The sequence below is a fragment of the Streptomyces sp. NPDC002795 genome (assembly GCF_042888725.1).
GTDB lineage: Bacteria > Actinomycetota > Actinomycetes > Streptomycetales > Streptomycetaceae > Streptomyces.
Genome location: NZ_JBIAQB010000018.1, coordinates 34,182 through 48,796 on the forward strand (window position 1 = coordinate 34,182; position 14,615 = coordinate 48,796).

Sequence of the window (14,615 nt, forward strand, 5' to 3'; positions counted from 1 at the left end):
GGTGGATATGCGGGTTGTACCGGACAATGGCCGTGTGCTGGAGATGACGCGCGAGACGTTCGAGGAACTGGTTGCTGAAGCGCTCGACCGGATCCCGCCCGAGCTGACCCGACTCATGGACAACGTGGCCGTGTTCGTGGAGGACGAGCCGCCCGCCGAGGACCCCGAGCTGCTCGGGCTGTACGAAGGGACCCCGCTGACCGAGCGGGGCGAGTGGTACGCGGGGGTGCTGCCGGACCGGATCACCATCTACCGGGGGCCGACGCTGCGGATGTGCGAGTCGAGGGAGGACGTGGTCACGGAGACCGAGGTGACCGTGGTGCACGAGATCGCGCACCACTTCGGGATCGACGACGAGCGGCTGCACGCGCTGGGATACGGGTGAGACGCGGGTGAGGCACGAGTGAGACACGGGTGAGGCCCCCGCGCTGATTGTGGGGGCTTTGTGCGGTGCTCGCGCGGTGCGTGTCCTCGCGCCGGGGGCGGGAGTTGGGGACGGTACCCCCCACCCATGGTGACCCCGTCTCGTGCACCGGAGGTGCCCGCCCGTGCGCCAGCTGTCCGTATCGCAACGCGCCCTGTCGCTCAGTGTGCTCCGCCTGGGCCGGTTGGCCGCGACCACGGTGGCCGTCGCCGCGGCCGCCGGCTGCATGAGCGTGGGCGCCGACGGCGGCGGCGCGCCCACCCACTCCCCGCCGCAGCGGGGCTCGGGCGCCGCGCCCGACGGGGGTGGCGGCGGCGCCGAGGTCCCGGACGGCGGGGCGGACGTGGGCGCGCGGGTCGGGGACGCCTCGCAGATGCCCTCGCGGCGGCCCGTCTCGACCAAGGCCCCGGCCGCGCCCTCGTCCGCGTCCCCCACCACGCCCACGAAGGCCGCCACCCCGCCCTCGGCGCCCACCTCGCCGACCCGCGGCGCGTCGCAGCGGCCCTCGCAGCGGCCGACCCCGCCCAGCGCGACGACCACTCCCTCGCCCACGAAGTCGTCCCCCGCCCCCTCCTCGTCACCGCCGACCGCCGAGCCCTCGTCGTCGGCGCACCAGGAGAGCGCGGGGGCGCGGGCCAGCGAACCGCGGCCGCAGGCCGGGGACCCCGCCTGACCGGGGACGGTGTGTGAGCCGGGTCTCAACGATCCGGTTTGCCTCGGGGGGTGGGGGGTGAGTATGGTGGTAGATCGTTTGATCCCATTTGCCCGGCGCCGTTAAGAGAGCGCCGCGTGGCGCGTACTCTCCCTTGCCGTGGCTGGACCGCATTGAGGCGGTCGATTTGCTGAATTGCGAATACACGGAGTTGCGGGCGCGTGCCGAGACTCCGGAAGGTTTCGCATTTCGCATGTCCATTTCCACTGAAAACTTCGCTGACCAGGCCGTCGAGAACGACATCGACACCGACACGGTCAACACCGACCTCGACACGGTCGAGGTCATCGAGAACGACGAGCCCACCACCACCTTCGCGGACCTCGGTCTCCCCGAGGCCGTCGTGCGCAAGCTCGCGCAGAACGGTGTGACCACCCCGTTCCCGATCCAGGCCGCGACCATCCCGGACGCCCTGGAAGGCAAGGACATCCTCGGCCGTGGCCGCACCGGCTCCGGCAAGACCCTCTCGTTCGGTCTGCCGACGATGGCCCGCCTGGCCGGCGCCCGCAGCGACAAGCACAAGCCGCGCGCCGTCATCCTCACCCCGACCCGCGAGCTCGCGATGCAGGTCGCGGACGCCCTGCAGCCGTACGGCGACCAGGTCGGCCTGAAGATGAAGGTCGTCTGCGGCGGTACGTCGATGGGCAACCAGATCTACGCCCTGGAGCGTGGCGTCGACATCCTCGTCGCCACCCCGGGCCGCCTGCGCGACCTCATCAACCGCGGCGCCTGCGACCTGAGCAACATCGAGGTCGCCGTCCTCGACGAGGCCGACCAGATGTCCGACCTGGGCTTCCTGCCCGAGGTCACCGAGCTGCTCGACCAGGTCCCGGCCGGCGGCCAGCGCATGCTGTTCTCCGCCACGATGGAGAACGAGATCAAGACCCTCGTCTCCCGCTACCTGAAGGACCCGGTCAGCCACGAGGTCGACAGCGCCCAGGGCAACGTCACGACGATGTCGCACCACATCCTCGTCGTGAAGCCCAAGGACAAGGCGCCGGTCACCGCGGCGATCGCCGCCCGCAAGGGCCGCACCATCATCTTCGTCCGCACCCAGCTGGGCGCCGACCGCATCGCCGAGCAGCTCCGCGACTCGGGCGTGAAGTCCGACGCGCTGCACGGCGGCATGACGCAGGGCGCCCGTACGCGCGTCCTGGAGGACTTCAAGAAGGGCTACGTCAACGCCCTCGTCGCCACCGACGTCGCCGCCCGCGGCATCCACGTCGACGACATCGACCTGGTCCTGAACGTGGACCCGGCCGGCGACCACAAGGACTACCTGCACCGCGCGGGCCGCACCGCCCGTGCCGGCCGCACCGGCACGGTCGTCTCCCTGTCGCTGCCGCACCAGCGCCGCCAGATCTTCCGCCTCATGGAGGACGCGGGCGTCGACGCCGGGCGTCACATCATCCAGGGCGGCGCCGCCTTCGACCCGGAGGTCGCCGACATCACCGGCGCCCGGTCCATGACCGAGGTCGAGGCCGAGTCCGCGGGCAACGCCGCGCAGCAGGCCGAGCGCGAGGTCACCGACCTGACCAAGCAGCTGGAGCGCGCCACCCGTCGCGCCGCCGAGCTGCGCGAGCAGGCCGACCGCCTCACCGCCCGCGCCGCCCGTGACCGCGGCGAGGACGAGGAGGGCGTCGCCGCGGCGGTCACCGCCGCGCAGGAGGCCGCCGCCGAGCAGGTCGCCAAGGCGGCCGCTGCCGCCGAGGAGAAGGAGCGCGCCGAGCGTTCGGACCGTTCGTACTCGGACCAGCCGCGTCAGCGCCGCGACGACCGGGGCAACTTCGAGCGCCGTGACAACCGTGGCGGCGACAAGGGTGGCCGTTCTTTCGAGCGTCGTGACGACCGCGGCGGCGACCGTGGCGGCTTCCGTCGCGACGACCGTGGCGGCGACAAGGGCGGCTTCCGCCGGGACAACGACCGCGGTGGGCGCTCCTTCGAGCGTCGCGACAACGACCGTGGCGGCCGTTCTTTCGAGCGTCGTGACGACCGCGGCGGCGACCGTGGCGGCTTCCGCCGTGACGACCGTGGCGGCGACAAGGGCGGCTTCCGCCGCGACGACCGCCGTGACGGCGGCGACCGTGGTGGCCGTTCTTTCGAGCGTCGTGACGACCGCGGCGGTGAACGTGGCGGGGACCGTGGCGGCTTCCGCCGTGACGACCGTGGCGGCGACAAGGGCGGATTCAACCGCGACGACCGCGGCGGCCGTTCCTTCGAGCGCCGTGACAACGACCGTGGCGGCTTCCGCCGCGACGACCGTCCCTCCGGCGGTCACCGGGGCAGCGACCGTCCGTTCAACCGTGACCGCCAGGGTGGCGACCGTCCGGCCGCCGGCCACCGTCCCTACGGCCGTCGTGACGACCACCGTGGCGCGGGCACCGGCACCGGTTCCTCCTTCGGCCGCCGCGACGACAAGCCGCGCTGGAAGCGCAACGGCTGACCTTCTCTGAAGTAACAGGGCCGCGGCCCCACTCCCTCACGGGGGTGGGGCCGCGGCCTTTTCTCATCTTGGGTCCCCCGTACGGGAGTTGGGCCTTGATCGGCCGCATGCGGCGCCCCCGGTGAGGGAATCGCTGCTGGCATGACAAGTGATGCCAGCAGAGCCACTGACGGGCAGCAGTCGGCCGTGGCCGCGGGCTCCGACGAGGAGCGCCTCGCCCAGCTCGGCTACACGCAGGTCCTCGCCCGCCGCATGTCGGGCTTCTCGAACTACGCCGTCTCCTTCACGATCATCTCCGTCCTCTCGGGCTGCCTGACCCTGTACCTGTTCGGCATGAACACGGGCGGCCCCGTGCTCATCACCTGGGGCTGGGTCGGCGTCGGCCTGATGACCCTCTTCGTGGGCCTGGCGATGGCCGAGATCTGCTCGGCGTATCCGACGTCGGCGGGGCTGTATTTCTGGGCGCATCGGCTCGCGCCGGAGCGCAGCGCGGCGGCGTGGGCGTGGTTCACCGGCTGGTTCAACGTGTTGGGACAGGTGGCCGTGACCGCCGGCATCGACTTCGGCGCGGCGTCCTTCCTGGGCGCGTACCTGAACCTCCAGTTCGGCTTCGAGGTGACACCCGGCCGCACGATCCTCCTCTTCGCCGGGATCCTGCTGCTGCACGGCTTGTTGAACACCTTCGGCGTACGCATCGTCGCCTTCCTCAACAGTGTCAGCGTGTGGTGGCACGTGCTGGGCGTCGCGCTGATCGTCGGCGCGCTCGCCTTCGTGCCGGACAGCCATCAGTCGGCGTCCTTCGTCTTCGGCGAGTTCGTGAACAACACCGGCTGGGGCAGCAGCATGTACGTCGTCCTCATCGGGCTGCTCATGGCGCAGTACACCTTCACCGGGTACGACGCGTCGGCGCACATGACGGAGGAGACGCACGACGCGTCCACGGCGGGACCGAAGGGCATCGTCCGCTCGATCTGGACGTCCTGGATCGCGGGCTTCGTGCTCCTGCTCGGCTTCACCTTCGCGATCCAGTCGTACGAGGGCGCGCTGAACTCACCCACGGGCGCGCCGCCCGCGCAGATCCTTCTGGACGCGCTGGGAGCGACGACGGGCAAGCTGCTCCTGCTCGTCGTGATCGGGGCTCAGCTGTTCTGCGGGATGGCGTCCGTGACCGCCAACTCCCGCATGATCTACGCCTTCTCGCGCGACGGCGCCCTGCCGTTCTCCCGCGTGTGGCACACGGTGAGCCCGCGCACCCGCACGCCGGTCGCGGCCGTCTGGCTGGCTGCTGCAGGAGCCCTGGTCCTCGGCCTGCCCTATCTGATCAACGTCACGGCGTACGCGGCGGTGACCTCGATCGCCGTCATCGGCCTCTACATCGCGTACGTCATCCCGACGCTGCTGCGGCTGCGCAAGGGTGACGCGTTCGAGCGGGGTCCGTGGCACCTGGGCCGGTGGTCGACGCCGATCGGTGTGGTGGCGGTGGCCTGGGTCGTCGTCATCACGATCCTCTTCATGCTGCCCCAGGTCTCCCCGGTCACCTGGGAGACCTTCAACTACGCCCCGGTCGCGGTCCTCGTGGTCCTCGGTTTCGCGGGCACCTGGTGGGCGGTCTCGGCCCGGCACTGGTTCCTGCGCTGACGATCCGTCCGGCGCGCGAGGCCCGGTAAGCCGATACCCGATCGGCGTCCCGGCCTCGTCGGGCTATGCTCGGGGGTGCGTCGGCTCAGGTCGGCGTGGGGACCCTTAGCTCAATTGGCAGAGCAGTGGACTTTTAATCCATTGGTTGTGGGTTCGAGTCCCACAGGGTCTACGGATGTGGGGGAGGGGTTACCCCCTCTGACCTGCTAATTAGCGCTCGGGTCGGCTTCGGTCGGCTCGGGCGCTTCTTCGTTCGCGAGCCATTGCGTGAGCGATGCGTGAGCGGACGGGTCGGCTGAGGGCCGGACGGGCGGCTCCGGAGCGGCAGGCTTCGGCACGCGGGCGCGGGGGATCAGGCCCGTCGCCTTCTCCGCGATCTCGCGGTCGAGTTCCGGCAGCAGGCTCGTGTACGTGTCCGAGGTCAGCGCGATGGTGGAGTGCCGCAGAGTTGCCTTCACCGTGTGGATGTCGCCGCCTCCGCCGTGCGTGAGCGTCGCGGCCACGTGGCGCAGCCCGGAGCGTGATGGGCGGCAGGTCGGTGGTGGCGAGGATGCGGCGGAAGGTCGCGGAGAGCGTCTCGGGGTGCAGCCAGGAGCCGTCTTCCTGGGTGAAGACCTTGCCGGTGTTCTGCCAGGCTGGGCCCCACTTCTTGCGTTCCTTGTCCTGGCGGGCCTTGTGCTCGCGCAGTACGAGGCACCGGGCCCATGGCGGCGCTCGCCCAGCAACGACCGCCCCAGCGCACGGTCGAACGACACATCGACCTGGTCCGCCAGGTCGTGCCCGAGTGCGCCGAGAAGATCGTTGAGGATGCCTCTTTCGACGCGCTCACCACAACGCTCGTCCAGGCAGAGGAGGCCGGACACATCCCCGAGCAGATTCTGCGCACGGCCGTTGGCCGACGTGCTCTGGCTGATGCCGAGCACCCGGCCAGGGTCCTCACCTGGCGAATTCAACGTCTTGCCGCCCGTTCGGCGCCCAGCCCACTGGCCCGTGCCGCACAAGCCCGCAGCATCCATGGCATGCGCCCTCGATTCACAGCGCCTGCCAGCGTCACCACAGCTGCACAGCAGGTGCGCCCCGAGCCCATCCGACACCCCAAGCGGTGACACGAAGGACTCCTCACACGCACCCGAGCGGGGCCCCAACATGCTTGACCCGACCTGATCTCGAAAGAAGGATGATCGGCGACCGGCCGCCGCATCACTGACCAGATCGGCGGTCAACAGCACCAGCATCACCACGGGGAGTTTGATGTTCTCGGCTACAAAGAAGCGTGTCGGCATCGCGGCGTTGGGAATCGCGCTCGGCTTCTTCGGCGCATCAGTCGCGCCGGCGCAGGCAGCCACTAATCCCAACCCCATCGACTGGAGCGTGTACTCCACCCACTTCGGCCCTGATGGCGAAGACCTCCCGCTGCGCGTAGGGCAGAAGGACGCAGCGAGCATCGACGGGTTCGGTAAGCGTCACATCGAATCCGGGCACGGCGACCAGATCTCCAGCTGGTCGAACATGAAACGCGACATCGACAAGACATTGGACCGCGGAAAGTGCGCGTCCAAGGGCAGCAAGACCACGTGCAAGCTCCAGAGCAACACCTTCAGCAACGTCCGTGCCGGCGCCATGAAGGTGGTGTTCACGGAACGAGTGGACTCCCGGTCCAAGGACCACCGCCCGGTCGGCATCATCACGGCCTACTACTACGACTGCGGCTGCTAGGAGTGGAATGGCACTGATCACCGAATACGGGGACTATCTCGAGGAGTTCCGGTCGGAGGTCGTCGACGGCCTGGCCGCCGATCTTACGGATCGCGGAGCCACGCTCCGCGATCTCTCCTTCTCGGAGGACGGGGACGGTGTCTGGGTAGAAAGCACCGTCGACCTGCCGAACCAGCAAGATCCATGGGTTCGTCGGCGTCTGATCATCCCCGCGCAGGGACCCGACAAGGACGCCTGGCTCGCCGGCGTCATCTTCGCCTCGGCCGTCAACGAGGAACTCGACAAGAGCCACTAGCCAACTATTTCTGGTCACCTCCGGCAGGTGACCGCCGCTGCCGTTGGTGGTTGCTGGGGAGACCGGCGGCCCAGAGGACCACGGTCAGGAGGTGTTCGGGGAGCAGCCCGACGTACGGGTCGGGCTGCACGAGCAGGGTGGGTGCACCCGCTGTGGTGTGTTGGGCGGCCCAGTCGTGGTCGAGGGCGTCGCGAACCGTCCGCTCAACCTGAGCGGACAAGCCACGGTGCCCGGTGATCTCCAAACGCACAGCCCTTGCCGCTCACCGTTATCCGATGTGTCCGCGTGCAGCGGCTATGCGCCGAGAGTGTCGAACAGGTGGTCGTCGAGGTCGGCGACGAAGTCCTCGCGCCGCCACGGCCGCAGGTCGCGGCGGGCTTGGCGCAGACGGATGGTAGCCACCCGGCCGCCGGTCGAGGCGGCGGCGTCGACGCACTTGTGCAGCAGCGCGGCCGCCGCTTGCGCATCGTCGAGGCGGATACGCGCGGCTGCCTGGTCGGTCGACACAATGGCTCGCTGCACCCGCTCGCGCGGGGCGGACAAGGAGGCCGCCGACTTCGCGAAGTAGTCGTGTGCCTGGTACGCGTCGCCGACGTAGAGCGAGGTCACGCTCTCGAAGCCTCGCAGGTGAGCGGGCGAGAAGCTCGTCGTCGCTGCCGCCGGGTCGCCGTCGCGGCTGCTCTCCATGTCGTACCAGGCGAGCGCGAGCGCAGCTTTCGCGTGCTTGCCCGACCCGGCCCGGGCCGCGATTTCTGCCTGCAGAGCATGGGCACGGGCGCGAACGGTCACGCTCTCACCGGCTCGTGCGTCACGCACCGCGGCGTCGACGAGTGCCTTCGCGGGATCGAGCCCGGGGGTCGAGTACAGCGTGACGAGCGCGTGACTCATGTGCACCATGGCCCGTCGCCACGGAGCCCCGATCGCACCGGCCGCTGTCGTGGCTGCGGAGTAGAGCGATTGCGATGCCTGATCGTCGCGGGTCTCGAACGCGAACCGTCCGGCGAGGGTGTACGCCTGTGCGGCGGCCGTTTGAAGATCAGGCACGAACACGTCGGGGACTGCCGCGGCCTCGTCGAGCAGACGTCGGCACGACTCGACGACCGGCGCGAGCATGAGCTGTAGGCGTACGAACGGGATGCTGCCCACTTACCCGTTGACGAGGTTGATCGAGACGCGCATCGCGTCGAGCACCCCCTCGTCGACACGGGACGGATCAGCAAGGGCGGCCGACAGAGCGGCCTCGGTCGTCGGGCCGAGCAGTGCGAGCAGCCCGCCGCCGGCATCTGTGGATGTGCGTACGAGCAGCGTGCGCAGCTCGTCGAGGTGCTGCTCGCTCTCTCCGAGGTGGGCGAGCGCGTCGAGCAGCTCGGCGAAGTCCGAGCCGGGGCCGAGCGAAGCCTGCCCGGAGGCATCCTGCGCGTACCGGTGCGCGAGCAGCAGTTGATAGCGCTCACTCGGCAGGATGGGCGCCGTCGCACTCTCCCACCGCGCGACTGATCTCTGCACGCTGGCGAGGCAGGAATCGAGCGGCTGCCCGAGCTGCGCAGCGGTGACGATCAGGGCGTTCGCGGTGTCGCGCAGGGACCAACCGCGGCGCCGCCGGAGTCTCTTGAGCGTGGTGGCGCCGACGGCACTGTCGTGCGTGCTCATCTCCTCATAGTGCCCGCCGAGCGGGTCATACGGGCACGATCAGACGAGGTTTACCCTGCTGTGCGCCGTAGTTGATCGTCTGCCAGGTTCCGGACGTGCCCTCCGTGCCTTCCCTGGGGAACCCGATCACCATGTCCGAGCGATCGACCATCCACCGGTTTCGGGCGTGGTACGCCGGTGTGTGCAGTTCCTCGGCGCCCAGCTCGACGATCTCGACGATCCGCTCGCGGCACCGGTCGATCGCCTGCCGGGCCTCGGCCGGCTGCTGCGCCAGCGTCCCCGGCGCGACGACCGTGATCTTCGACTTCGAGTTCCCGGCGAGCCACAACAGTGTGAGGCTGTCGATGCCCTTCGCGCCCCCGATGTAGAAGTGCCGAGGTCAGGTAGAAGTTGCGCCAGGGGCCGTTCTCCGCGCCGTGGCCGAGGCCGTCGTAGACGTCGGCCAGGGTCTGCTTCGCCTCGGTGTTGTCGGTGGTCGCGAAGATGATGTGGTTGAGGAGGGTGGCGGCGAAGCGGGGGTCGCCCGCGGCCACGTACTCGCGGGCCTTCGTCAGGGCCGTTTCGGGGCCGCTTCGGGGCCGCCCATGGCGTCGACGTAGGTGGTCATCTTTCGCTCCGCTCGATGGGGTGGGCAGGGGGTTCGGGTTGTCGGGCGATCCAGGACTCGGCCTCGGCCACGGCCCGTTCCAGCGGGGCGAGGAGTGCGCCCTCGGCGGGGACGATGCCGCCGGGGCCGAGATCGTCGGCCAGGCCTGTGGTGGTCAGGAGGTGGACGAGGCCGGGTTCGGCGCCGGCCAGGATCAGGCGGCCGCCGTGGGCGTCGAGGCCGTGGACGTAGCGGCGCAGCACCTTGACCACGGAGGAGGACGGCACGTCGGGGACGCCTCGCATGACGAGGATCAGGACGGCGCGGTGGGCGGTGTCGGGGCGCGGGAGCATCGCCTCGATGCGGTTCATCTCGGCGAAGAAGCTGACGCCGTCGTAGTAGAGGACGGTTACCTCGCCGGGCGGCAGGCTCGCGGGCGGCTCGCCGGTCTGCCAGTCGGTGCCGTCGCGGGTGAGGGCGACGAGGCGGACGCGGCGGGCGGCCTGGGCGCAGTACAGGAGGAGGGAGAGGACCGCGCCGAGGATGATGGCCTGCTGGAGGGGGAGTTGGGTGGTGGCGAGGAAGGTGAGGATCATCGCGCCTGCCGACATCCAGGACGTGCGCAGGACCAGCAGGATGTCCTGGCGCTTTCCCCAGATGAGTTCGCCGCCGACGACCAGGATCAGGCCGCCGATCACCGGCATCGGGATGTGTTCGGCGAGCGAGCCGCAGATCAGGACGATCAGCGCGAGCAGGATGCCGGAGAAGACGCCTGCCCAGCGGGTGCGGGCCCCGGCGGAGACGGCGACGCCGGTGCGGGAGAGGGAGCCGCCCGAGGGCAGTGCCTGGAAGAGGCCGCCCGCCACGTTGGCGAGGCCCTGCGCGGCGAAGTCGCCGTTGACGGAGGAGCGGGAGCCGTCGGGGTTGGGGACGGAGGGGCCGATGCCCGCGGCCTGGGCGAGGCCGACCAGGGCGACGGCGACGGCGCCGCCGAGCAGGTGCGGGACGGCGGACAGGTCGGGGGCGGAGAGGCCGGGCAGGGCGGCCGGGATGTGGGCGATGTCGCGGACCAGTTCGACGTCCGTGCCGAGCAGGGCCACGGCGACGCTCGCCACCACCATCGCGATCAGTAGCGCGACGGCTTCCAGGCGGCGTACGAGACGGGACAGGGCCCAGACGGCGACCGTCGTGACCGCGACGAGGGTGGCGGCGAGCTGCCACTGGCCGATGTGCGCGAGCCAGTCGCCCAGCTGGTAAAGGCGGTTGTGGCCCTGGGGCTTGTAGGCGGTGGCGTCCTTGAGGACGCCGGTGATGATCTGCAGGGCGATGCCGGTGGAGAAGCCGGTCATCACCGCGTTCGATACGAAGCTCATCACCGCGCCGAGCCGCAGCACCGCCATCAGCAGCATGACGATGCCCGCCATGACGGTGAGGGTGGCGATGTTGCCCGCGTTCTTCGGGTCGAGCCCGGCGTCGGACAGGACGCTCTGCGAGGTGAGCGCGATGGCGCTGGTCAGCGTCGTGACCATCAGGACCGTGCGGGAGGTCAGCGAGCCGACGATCGCCGGGACGACGCCCGCGTACAGCCCGGCGACCGGGTTGAACCCGGCGATCGCCGCGTACGCCATGCCCTCGGGGATGGAGAACAGGCCGGTGACGAAGCCGGAGCTGACGTCGGACGGTGTCGGTTTGCCCAGAGGCTTCTTCACGGAGGGGCGCCGTTTGATGAGTTGCCGCATGCTCAGCCGGAGAGGCCGCTGATGGCGTCGCCGATGTACTTCACGCCGAGGACGACGAGCACCGTCGTCATGATCGCCGCGTTGTGGGCGGCCATCCACGCCTTCCAATCGCCCAGTACTTTGGCGGACTTGGCACCGCCCAGGAGGTACACGCCGAGCGGCAGCGCGGTGCACAGCGAGGCGATGACGACCATGAGGACGGCGGCGACCGTCTTGCCGCCAGGCGAGGCCGTACTGGAGGCGATGGAGACCGCGCCGCCGACCGCGAGGACGAGGTTCTTGGGGTTGGCGACGGCGAGCGCGGCGGCGAGCCCGGCCGACTTGCCCGGCGTGAAGGAGTCGATCGCCTTCATCCAGCCCGGCGGCTCCGCCTCGTGGCCCTCCCTCGGCCGGTCCTTGAACTGCTTGGCGCCCATGAGCAGGAACAGCACGCCGAGCGCGAGCTTGAGCCACAGCGTCCAGGTGGCCGGTTCGCCGTCGCCCGTGGCGGCGTCCGCGCCGGAACCCGCCACGACGACAACCGTCACCAGGGCGGCGAGCGAGCACACCCAACCCGCCGTGAAAGCAATGCCGTTGGCCCGGCCCTTGGGCGTGGCCAGCATGAGGATCACTGCGATGAGAGGGAGCGGGCTGATGGCGATGCCCACCGCGGAGGCCAGCATCTGGCCGATCGCGTCTCCCATGTCAGTCCGCCTTCCCGGTCTTCGCGATACGGGGGAGGGTGTAGCTCCCGTCCAGGACCTGCGGTTTCGGCGTGTAGAGGCGGATCATCGGGCGGAAGTCCCCGGCCGGCGCGGGCAGCCAGTTCGCCGGTCCTTCGGCGGGCTCGGTGTGCTGGATGCGCAGGGTCAGTGAGCCGTCGTCGGCGTGCGACAGGCCCGGGGTGCGGTCGCCGATCGAGTAGCGGTCCAGGGGGTTGCCGACCAGGAAGTAGTCGGGGGTGTCGTACATGGTGATCGACCAGAACGAGTCGACGGGCGGCGGCTGGTCGAAGCGCAGCGTGTAGGCGTGCGCGCCGTTGAGCTGCTCGCCGTCGGCGTCGGTGAAGGTGTGCGCGTACACCGCCTCGTAGCCGTGGTTGCCCCACAGCGCGGCGCGGGCCGCGGCAGCCCGCAGGAGATAGGACGCCTCGCGGTCGGCGAGCTTCCACTGCGGGGAGTCGAGGGTGCCGACGCCGAAGTGGTCGAGGTTGTAGTCGAAGAGGTGAGGGTTCAACTCCCAGGAGCCAGGCGGTTGTTCACTGCCTCTGGGCTTCTTGGTGGCCGCCTCCACCTGTTCCTTGCCGGCCGCGAGCCCTTCGGTCAGTGCCTGTACGAGGGCGGGGTCGGCGTCGACGTACGGCGACGGACCTTCCTTCAGCAGTCCCAGCGGGGCGAAGCGTTCCTGGTACGTCCGGTCGGGTGCGGAGGGCGGGAAGGCGGCCATCCAGACGCGGAGCTGCTCGAAGAAGCGCAGTGCCGGTGGGACGTCCGGATCCGGGGTGGGCAGCCCGGTGCCGGACGTGGGCGGGGCGGCGAGCGTGAACCCCTTCTGCAGGGCCTGGACGCGGGGCATGTCGGCCGGCCCGTCGCAGGCGTTGCGCCCCACGATCGACACCACAGTGGTCGGTGCCTCGATCACGCCGCGCACGTCGTCGGGCGCCTGTCCCGTCCAGCCGGGAGGCGTGATCAGCCATGCGCTCTCGGCGGTGCCGGTGGCGCGCCGGCCGACGTAGGCGAAGTTGTTGCTCCACGCGTCGACGAACTGCAGGACGTAGTACGCCCCGTCGGTGTCTGGCACCTGTAGTCGGATCGGCCCGCCGGACAGGTCGAGCGGGGCGATGGAGTACACGGTGTCGTTGTTCACGGACACGAAGTGGGCGTCCGGTGTGGCGAGTTGGCCCGAGTGCCCGAACTCGTTGAACGGGGTGGGCTGCAAGGAGCCGAAACCCTTGTGCAGGGAGGCCGAGATCATCGACACGTCGAAGACGAGCGGGTAGCCGTAGACGTACGCGTCGGTGGCCAGTGCGGTGAGGCCGGTCGGTCGGGGCATGGCGGCGGGTACCTCCGGTCAGGCGTGGACGCTGAGCGTGGGCATGGACCAGGTGCCGTCGAGGACCGAGGCGTCCGGGCCGTAGACGCGGATGGCGATGGTGAAGGGGCCGTCGGGAGCGGGCAGCCAGTTCGCGTCCTGCTTCGGGTCGGCGGGGCGGTCCTTCTGTACGTACAGGGTCAGGCCGCCGTCGTCGTCGTACACGAGGCCGGGGGTGCGGTCGCCGATCGAGTAGCGGCCGATCGGGTTGTCGACCAGCAGGCGCTCGGGCAGCCGGTACATGGTGGCCGACCAGAAGAACCGGGCGGGCGGCAGGGCGCCGGGCGCGAAGTGGACGGTGTGGTCGTGTGCGGCGGCGTTCGGCGGTCGGTTGCCCTGGTCGTCCTGGAGCCAGCCCGCGTACCAGGCTTCGGCGGCCGGCAGACCGTACAGGCCCTTGTCCACGCCCACGGCCCGGGTCAGGTAGTCGTCGCCGTGCTCGGCGCGGGTGCCGAACCAGTGGGTCGAGTCGGCCGTGTCCGCCTTCGCCGCATCCAGGCGGGCGCGGGCATCCGCGATGCCCTGCTCCACCGCCGTACGGATCTCCGGCGCCAGGGCCGACGGCTCGAACTCGCCGCTGCCGGACACCCCGAGCGCCGCGAGCCGGTCCCGCAGCCCGCGCTCGCCGTCCAGGACCGGGAAGAACCGCAGCAGGAAGTCGAGCAGCGTGAAGAACTCGACCGAGGCGAGGTCCTCCTCCCGCCACACCGGCCAGACCGGCTCGTCCGCCGGGGGCGGCGACGGCCGGCCGAGGAATGCGGAGAGCGGTCGCAGACCGTACCGCTCCTGGATGGCCTGCAGGTCTTCGACGTCGTCGGGGCCCGCCAGGTAGGTGCGCCCCAGGATCCCGACCAGGAAGGTGTCGGCCCGCAGGACCCCGGCGATCCCGTCCGGTACCGCGCCGCTCCAGCCGGGCCCCGCGACGAGGTAGTCACCCGCTTCTTGTCCCGTCGTACGTGCCCCGACATAACCCACGTACGACGTGTCCAGGTCATGGAAGGGCAGCACGTAGTACCGGTCCACGGCCGGTACAGACACCACCCAGGGCTCGGCCCGCAGGTCCAGCCAGGCCCACGAGTACGGGGTGTCGTTGTTCGGGGTCACTACGTCCGTGTTGGCCGGGGTGAAGGGCCGCGAGTAGTGCCGGAAGTGACCGAACCCGCCCACGTACCGGGGGTCGTCGGCGTCGATCGCCTGCGGATACAGCGTCCGGTAGTTCTCCAACAGGGCGAAGCCCCATATCCAGCTCTCGGTCGCGGTCGCGCGCGCCTCTTCCGGTGACAGATGCATACAACCCGCTTCCCGATGGACTGGTGCAATCAACTTCGCACCAGTGGGTGTA

General features: G+C 70.1%; 14 protein-coding genes, 1 tRNA gene and 3 pseudogenes. 8 read left to right on the forward strand and 10 right to left on the reverse strand.

Annotated elements, in window-relative coordinates; translation table 11 throughout:
* The first annotated feature begins 34 nt into the window (after positions 1-34).
* The 5 genes from ACFYWS_RS37555 (at position 35) to ACFYWS_RS37575 (ending at position 5,389) form a co-directional block, all read left to right on the forward strand.
* A complete protein-coding gene (locus ACFYWS_RS37555; protein ID WP_389283982.1) occupies positions 35-385 on the forward strand; it encodes a metallopeptidase family protein in 351 nt (116 codons plus the stop codon).
* A gap of 163 nt (positions 386-548) precedes the next feature.
* Positions 549-1,097: a hypothetical protein gene (locus tag ACFYWS_RS37560; protein WP_389283983.1), complete on the forward strand. Its 549-nt coding sequence runs from the start codon at positions 549-551 to the stop codon at positions 1,095-1,097.
* A 232-nt stretch (positions 1,098-1,329) separates the two neighbouring features.
* Positions 1,330-3,579 carry a DEAD/DEAH box helicase gene (locus tag ACFYWS_RS37565; RefSeq protein WP_389283984.1) on the forward strand — a complete coding sequence of 750 codons (2,250 nt, stop codon included), beginning with the start codon at positions 1,330-1,332 and terminating at the stop codon, positions 3,577-3,579.
* Positions 3,580-3,720: 141 nt separating this feature from the next.
* The gene (locus ACFYWS_RS37570) at positions 3,721-5,217 is read left to right on the forward strand and encodes an amino acid permease (RefSeq protein WP_389283986.1); all 1,497 of its coding nucleotides are present in this window, start codon (positions 3,721-3,723) and stop codon (positions 5,215-5,217) included.
* Positions 5,218-5,316: 99 nt separating this feature from the next.
* Positions 5,317-5,389 (forward strand) — tRNA-Lys (locus ACFYWS_RS37575).
* 34 nt (positions 5,390-5,423) lie between these two features.
* On the opposite strand, the pseudogene ACFYWS_RS37580 reads toward ACFYWS_RS37575, so the two are convergent.
* Positions 5,424-5,904 (reverse strand): annotated as a pseudogene (locus ACFYWS_RS37580) (site-specific integrase); the annotation flags it as partial.
* 17 nt (positions 5,905-5,921) lie between these two features.
* On the opposite strand from ACFYWS_RS37580, the gene ACFYWS_RS37585 reads away from it, so the two are divergent.
* The 3 genes from ACFYWS_RS37585 (at position 5,922) to ACFYWS_RS37595 (ending at position 7,228) form a co-directional block, all read left to right on the forward strand.
* The gene (locus ACFYWS_RS37585) at positions 5,922-6,323 is read left to right on the forward strand and encodes a hypothetical protein (protein WP_389283987.1); all 402 of its coding nucleotides are present in this window, start codon (positions 5,922-5,924) and stop codon (positions 6,321-6,323) included.
* Positions 6,324-6,468: 145 nt separating this feature from the next.
* The gene (locus tag ACFYWS_RS37590; RefSeq protein ID WP_389283988.1) at positions 6,469-6,933 is read left to right on the forward strand and encodes a hypothetical protein; all 465 of its coding nucleotides are present in this window, start codon (positions 6,469-6,471) and stop codon (positions 6,931-6,933) included.
* A gap of 7 nt (positions 6,934-6,940) precedes the next feature.
* Positions 6,941-7,228: a hypothetical protein gene (locus ACFYWS_RS37595; protein WP_389283990.1), complete on the forward strand. Its 288-nt coding sequence runs from the start codon at positions 6,941-6,943 to the stop codon at positions 7,226-7,228.
* A 4-nt stretch (positions 7,229-7,232) separates the two neighbouring features.
* Here the strand turns inward: ACFYWS_RS37595 and ACFYWS_RS37600 are convergent, their stop codons facing one another.
* The 9 genes and pseudogenes from ACFYWS_RS37600 to ACFYWS_RS37640 form a co-directional block, all read right to left on the reverse strand.
* Positions 7,233-7,448 carry a hypothetical protein gene (locus tag ACFYWS_RS37600; protein ID WP_389283991.1) on the reverse strand — a complete coding sequence of 72 codons (216 nt, stop codon included), beginning with the start codon at positions 7,446-7,448 and terminating at the stop codon, positions 7,233-7,235.
* Positions 7,449-7,522: 74 nt separating this feature from the next.
* The gene (locus ACFYWS_RS37605; RefSeq protein WP_389283992.1) at positions 7,523-8,341 is read right to left on the reverse strand and encodes a hypothetical protein; all 819 of its coding nucleotides are present in this window, start codon (positions 8,339-8,341) and stop codon (positions 7,523-7,525) included.
* A 33-nt stretch (positions 8,342-8,374) separates the two neighbouring features.
* The gene (locus ACFYWS_RS37610) at positions 8,375-8,878 is read right to left on the reverse strand and encodes a hypothetical protein (RefSeq protein ID WP_389283994.1); all 504 of its coding nucleotides are present in this window, start codon (positions 8,876-8,878) and stop codon (positions 8,375-8,377) included.
* 25 nt (positions 8,879-8,903) lie between these two features.
* Positions 8,904-9,251: pseudogene (locus ACFYWS_RS37615) on the reverse strand (hypothetical protein); the annotation flags it as partial.
* Between the two features lie 55 nt (positions 9,252-9,306).
* Positions 9,307-9,411 (reverse strand): annotated as a pseudogene (locus ACFYWS_RS37620) (alkyl sulfatase dimerization domain-containing protein); the annotation flags it as partial.
* 70 nt (positions 9,412-9,481) lie between these two features.
* A complete protein-coding gene (locus ACFYWS_RS37625) occupies positions 9,482-11,173 on the reverse strand; it encodes a SulP family inorganic anion transporter (RefSeq protein WP_389283996.1) in 1,692 nt (563 codons plus the stop codon).
* A 32-nt stretch (positions 11,174-11,205) separates the two neighbouring features.
* Positions 11,206-11,886: a GAP family protein gene (locus ACFYWS_RS37630; protein WP_389283998.1), complete on the reverse strand. Its 681-nt coding sequence runs from the start codon at positions 11,884-11,886 to the stop codon at positions 11,206-11,208.
* A 1-nt stretch (position 11,887) separates the two neighbouring features.
* A complete protein-coding gene (locus ACFYWS_RS37635) occupies positions 11,888-13,234 on the reverse strand; it encodes a DUF1254 domain-containing protein (RefSeq protein ID WP_389284000.1) in 1,347 nt (448 codons plus the stop codon).
* Between the two features lie 18 nt (positions 13,235-13,252).
* A complete protein-coding gene (locus ACFYWS_RS37640; protein WP_389284002.1) occupies positions 13,253-14,563 on the reverse strand; it encodes a DUF1254 domain-containing protein in 1,311 nt (436 codons plus the stop codon).
* Positions 14,564-14,615: the final 52 nt, after the last annotated feature.

Excerpts from the sequence above, each read along its gene's own strand:
- ACFYWS_RS37610 (WP_389283994.1), bottom strand. The coding sequence starts at position 8,878 with ATGAGCACGCACGACAGTGCCGTCGGCGCCACCACGCTCAAGAGACTC.
- ACFYWS_RS37595 (WP_389283990.1), top strand. The coding sequence starts at position 6,941 with ATGGCACTGATCACCGAATACGGGGACTATCTCGAGGAGTTCCGGTCG.
- ACFYWS_RS37630 (WP_389283998.1), bottom strand. The coding sequence starts at position 11,886 with ATGGGAGACGCGATCGGCCAGATGCTGGCCTCCGCGGTGGGCATCGCC.
- ACFYWS_RS37590 (WP_389283988.1), top strand. The coding sequence starts at position 6,469 with ATGTTCTCGGCTACAAAGAAGCGTGTCGGCATCGCGGCGTTGGGAATC.
- ACFYWS_RS37570 (WP_389283986.1), top strand. The coding sequence starts at position 3,721 with ATGACAAGTGATGCCAGCAGAGCCACTGACGGGCAGCAGTCGGCCGTG.
- ACFYWS_RS37640 (WP_389284002.1), bottom strand. The coding sequence starts at position 14,563 with ATGCATCTGTCACCGGAAGAGGCGCGCGCGACCGCGACCGAGAGCTGG.
- ACFYWS_RS37565 (WP_389283984.1), top strand. The coding sequence starts at position 1,330 with ATGTCCATTTCCACTGAAAACTTCGCTGACCAGGCCGTCGAGAACGAC.
- ACFYWS_RS37635 (WP_389284000.1), bottom strand. The coding sequence starts at position 13,234 with ATGCCCCGACCGACCGGCCTCACCGCACTGGCCACCGACGCGTACGTC.
- ACFYWS_RS37605 (WP_389283992.1), bottom strand. The coding sequence starts at position 8,341 with ATGCTCGCGCCGGTCGTCGAGTCGTGCCGACGTCTGCTCGACGAGGCC.
- ACFYWS_RS37585 (WP_389283987.1), top strand. The coding sequence starts at position 5,922 with ATGGCGGCGCTCGCCCAGCAACGACCGCCCCAGCGCACGGTCGAACGA.